General features: G+C 30.3%; 4 protein-coding genes. 3 read left to right on the forward strand and 1 reads right to left on the reverse strand.

Annotated elements, in window-relative coordinates; genetic code table 11:
- Positions 1 to 184, forward strand: a 184-nt coding sequence (locus SPJ33_RS00860) for a type I 3-dehydroquinate dehydratase (RefSeq protein ID WP_321116067.1), incomplete at its 5' end; no start/stop codon positions are given.
- Between the two features lie 43 nt (positions 185 to 227).
- On the opposite strand, the gene SPJ33_RS00865 is transcribed toward SPJ33_RS00860, so the two are convergent.
- Complete coding sequence (locus SPJ33_RS00865) at positions 228 to 935, reverse strand: GntR family transcriptional regulator (protein ID WP_321116068.1); 708 nt, start codon at positions 933 to 935, stop codon at positions 228 to 230.
- 164 nt (positions 936 to 1,099) lie between these two features.
- On the opposite strand from SPJ33_RS00865, the gene SPJ33_RS00870 reads away from it, so the two are divergent.
- Together SPJ33_RS00870 and SPJ33_RS00875 are read left to right on the forward strand one after the other, a co-directional pair.
- Positions 1,100 to 2,989 (forward strand): beta-glucoside-specific PTS transporter subunit IIABC, encoded by a 1,890-nt coding sequence (locus SPJ33_RS00870; RefSeq protein WP_321116069.1) that lies wholly within the window; start codon positions 1,100 to 1,102, stop codon positions 2,987 to 2,989.
- Between the two features lie 20 nt (positions 2,990 to 3,009).
- The coding region (locus SPJ33_RS00875; RefSeq protein ID WP_321116070.1) for a family 1 glycosylhydrolase at positions 3,010 to 3,837 on the forward strand (828 nt) is incomplete at its 3' end.

A 3,837-nucleotide genomic window follows, 5' to 3' on the forward strand; every position in this document is an offset into this window, starting at 1 on the left:
AAAGTTTGCAAAAACACCAATTATAACAATGTCTATGGCAGGACTTGGTGTGATAAGCCGTATATCAGGAGAAATATTTGGATCAGCACTTACTTTTGGAGCTGCAAAGGAAGCATCAGCACCTGGACAATTATCTGTTGACAAATTAAATAAAGTATTAGAAGTTATTCATGAAAGTAAATAAATATTGATTTAATAAAAACACTTATGTAATTCATAAGTGTTTTTTATTTTATTGCTGAAGACTGAGAAAAAAATTGTGTATGTTTATAATGATAAGTTATCTTTGAAAAATTAAATAATAAGCCAGAAGATAAGTAAATTTGTTCAAGCATAGTTAAAGATGGATCACCACAATTTAGTTCTAATAAATCAGCTAAGTTGTCATCTAATTTATCTATATGAAAATATCTATCAGAAAAACCTAGATTTAAATTCAAAGCATTTCTTAAATATTCAAAAATAGATCCTTGTACTATTTCTTTATTTAAATATGGAACAACAGATTTTTTATAATAAGATTCCTCATAACACATAATTTCATTATCTATATATCTTATTCTTTTAATCATGTAGACTTCATCACTGGTATCACATTCAAGAAAAGATGCTATTTCATTATCAGGATTAATAAGTTTAAGTTCTAGTACTTTTGATGTTATATTAAAATCTTTTAATGTACTTGTAAATCCAGTTGTTGTACTTAAATCTATATATCCACTTAAGTTTCTTCTTCTAACGAAAATACCACTTCCTTGAAGTTGATATACAATTCCTTTTAATACTAAAGATTCTAAAGCTTTAACAATAGTGCTCTTACTAACACCATATTTAGAAGCAAAGTTTTCTACTGTTGGTAATTTTGTTCCTTGAGGTAAGTTATTATCATAAATATATTGTTCTATTTCATTTGCTATTTTTTCATATTTTAGCATTTTAATTCTCCTTAAAATTATATTACTGTACTTTTAGTATAGCATACAAATAATATTGCGTAACACTAAGAAAATGTTTACAAAAATTGTTGACAAATTGTACTGGTATAATTAAAATATAAATATACAATAAATTGGTATAAAAAGTATTTGGGGGATAAGGTATGGGAAGTAGTATACGAGATTATGAGAAATTAGCGGTAGATATAATAGATGCCGTTGGGGGAAAGGGAAACATTATTAAAGCATCAAGATGTGCAACAAGACTTAGATTAGTTCTTAAAGAGAGTAACAAAGAATTTAACAAAAAAGTTTCAGCGCTTACTGGAGTAATAACAGTGGTTGAAAATGGAGGACAATTTCAAGTTGTCATAGGAACTCATGTAGGTAAAGTATTTGATAAAGTAGCAAGTGAACTTAATTTAGATGAAGTAAATGAAAACGATGCACCAAAAGCTAGTATACTAAATAGAGTTATTGCAACTATGTCAGCAGTATTTGCACCATTTATATATGTGTTAGCAGCAGCTGGTATTTTACAAGGATGTTTAATAATAGCTAAGATGATAAGCCCACAATTTGAAGCTACTGGAACATATGAAGTTTTAAGTTTCATGTCATGGGCACCATTTACATTCTTACCTATATTAATAGCAATAACAGCATCTAAACATTTTAAGTGTAATACTTATATTGCAGTAGCTTGCTGTGCTGCACTTGTAAGTCCTGATTTAGCAGGTATAGCACAAAGGGTAGCAGATGGAGAAGTAGTAAAGTTTTTAGCATTTAAGCTATCAGAAACTACTTATACATCATCAGTATTGCCACCATTATTTTTAGTGTGGATATTATCTTATGTAGAAAGATTTATTGAAAAGAAATTACCAGAAGTAGTTAAATCATTATTTACACCATTTTTATGTATGCTAATTATGGTTCCGCTTACTATAGTTTTAATAGGACCATTATCAGATGGATTAGCTACAGGAATAGCAAACGGATATAATTATTTATATAGACTAGCACCACCGGTTGCAGGAGCTATTATAGGTGGTTTATGGCAAATAGTAGTAATATTTGGTGTACACTGGGGAGTAACTCCAATGTGTTTAGCGAATTATGATATGTACGGAATGGATACATTTCAAGCATTCCAAACAATGGCTGTTATAGCACAAACAGGTGCAGTTTTAGGTGTGTTTATAAAAGCAAGAAATAAACAAACAAAAAATATAGCACTTTCAGCAGGAATTACAGGTATATTTGGAATTACAGAGCCAGCTATATATGGAGTAAACTTAAAATTTAAAAAGCCTTTTATATGTGGATGTATAGCAGGGGCAGCTGGTGCGATAACAATAGCATTCTTTAATACTGCATATTATGCATATGCTGGACTTCCAGGAATGTTAACAGTAGTTAATGCTATAAGTCCTGATAATCCTAAATCAATAATAGGTATGTTATTAGGAGGAGCTGTAGCATTAATAGGTTCAATAATTCTTGTTCAAATAGTAGGAATTGGAGAAACTGTGGAAGAAAAGAAAGAAACAGAAGCTAATGGTATTAAGATGGTTAATCCGATTAATAAACAAATAAAGAATCCTATAGCTGGAAAAGTAATAGAATTATCAGAAGTTGATGATCCAGTATTTTCATCAGGGGCTATGGGAAAAGGTATAGCAATAGAGCCAAATGATAATAAAGTCTATGCTCCATTTAATGGAACAGTACAATTTGTTGCAGAAACAAAACATGCATTAGGATTACTTTCAGATGATGGGGTAGAATTATTAATACATGTAGGTATGGATACTGTTAAGATGAAAGGAAAAGGATTTGATGTAAAAGTAGAAGTAGGTTTAAAGATTAATAGTGGAGATTTACTATTAGAATTTGATACAGAGGCTATAAAAAAAGAAGGATATTCTTTAGTTACACCAGTTATAGTAACTAATAGTGATGCTTATGAAGATAATGCATTATGTTTAAATGAAGAAATAGAAAACGGAAGAACGATAATTAATTTAAAAGAATTAAGTGCAAGTATATAAAAAGATAAGGGAGACAAGTTATGAGTAAATTACCGAAAGATTTTTTATGGGGTGGAGCATTTGCAGCTCATCAATTTGAAGGTGGTTGGAATGCTGGAGGAAAAGGCCCAAGTGTTGTAGATGTAATGACATCAGGAGCTCATGGAGTACCAAGAGAAATTACTGAAAGTATTATGGAAGACAAGTTTTATCCAAATCATGAGGCAATAGACTTTTATCATAGATATAAAGAAGATATAAAGTTACTTGCTGGAATGGGAATTAAATGTTTAAGAACTTCAATAGCATGGTCTAGAATATTCCCAAAGGGAGATGAATTAGTTCCTAATGAAGAGGGGCTAAAATTCTATGATGATTTATTTGATGAATTATTAAAATATGGAATAGAACCAGTTATTACATTATCTCATTTTGAATTACCATTACATTTAGCTAGAGAATATGGTGGTTTTAGAAATCGTAAGGTAGTAGATTTCTTTGAAAGATTTGCAGAAGTGTGTTTTAAGAGATATAAAAACAAAGTTAAGTATTGGATGACTTTTAATGAAATAAATAACCAAATGGATACTGAAAATCCACTATTTTTCTGGACAAACTCAGGTGTAACTGTAAAAGAGGGAGAAGACAAAAAAGCTGTTTTATATAAAGTTGCGCATAATGAATTATTAGCTAGTGCAAAAGCTGTTATAAAGGGTCATGAAATAAACCCAGAATTTAAAATAGGATGTATGATTTCACATGTACCTATATATCCATATTCATGTAATCCAGATGATATAATGGCGGCAGAAGAAGCAATGCGTCAAAGATTCTTCTTCCCAGATGTCCATGTGCGTGGACATTATCCA

It is taken from the genome of Clostridium sp. (genome assembly GCF_034179595.1).
Taxonomy (GTDB): domain Bacteria; phylum Bacillota; class Clostridia; order Clostridiales; family Clostridiaceae; genus Clostridium.

Coding starts and splice junctions, on each gene's coding strand:
- SPJ33_RS00865 (WP_321116068.1), bottom strand. CDS start 935: ATGCTAAAATATGAAAAAATAGCAAATGAAATAGAACAATATATTTAT.
- SPJ33_RS00870 (WP_321116069.1), top strand. CDS start 1,100: ATGGGAAGTAGTATACGAGATTATGAGAAATTAGCGGTAGATATAATA.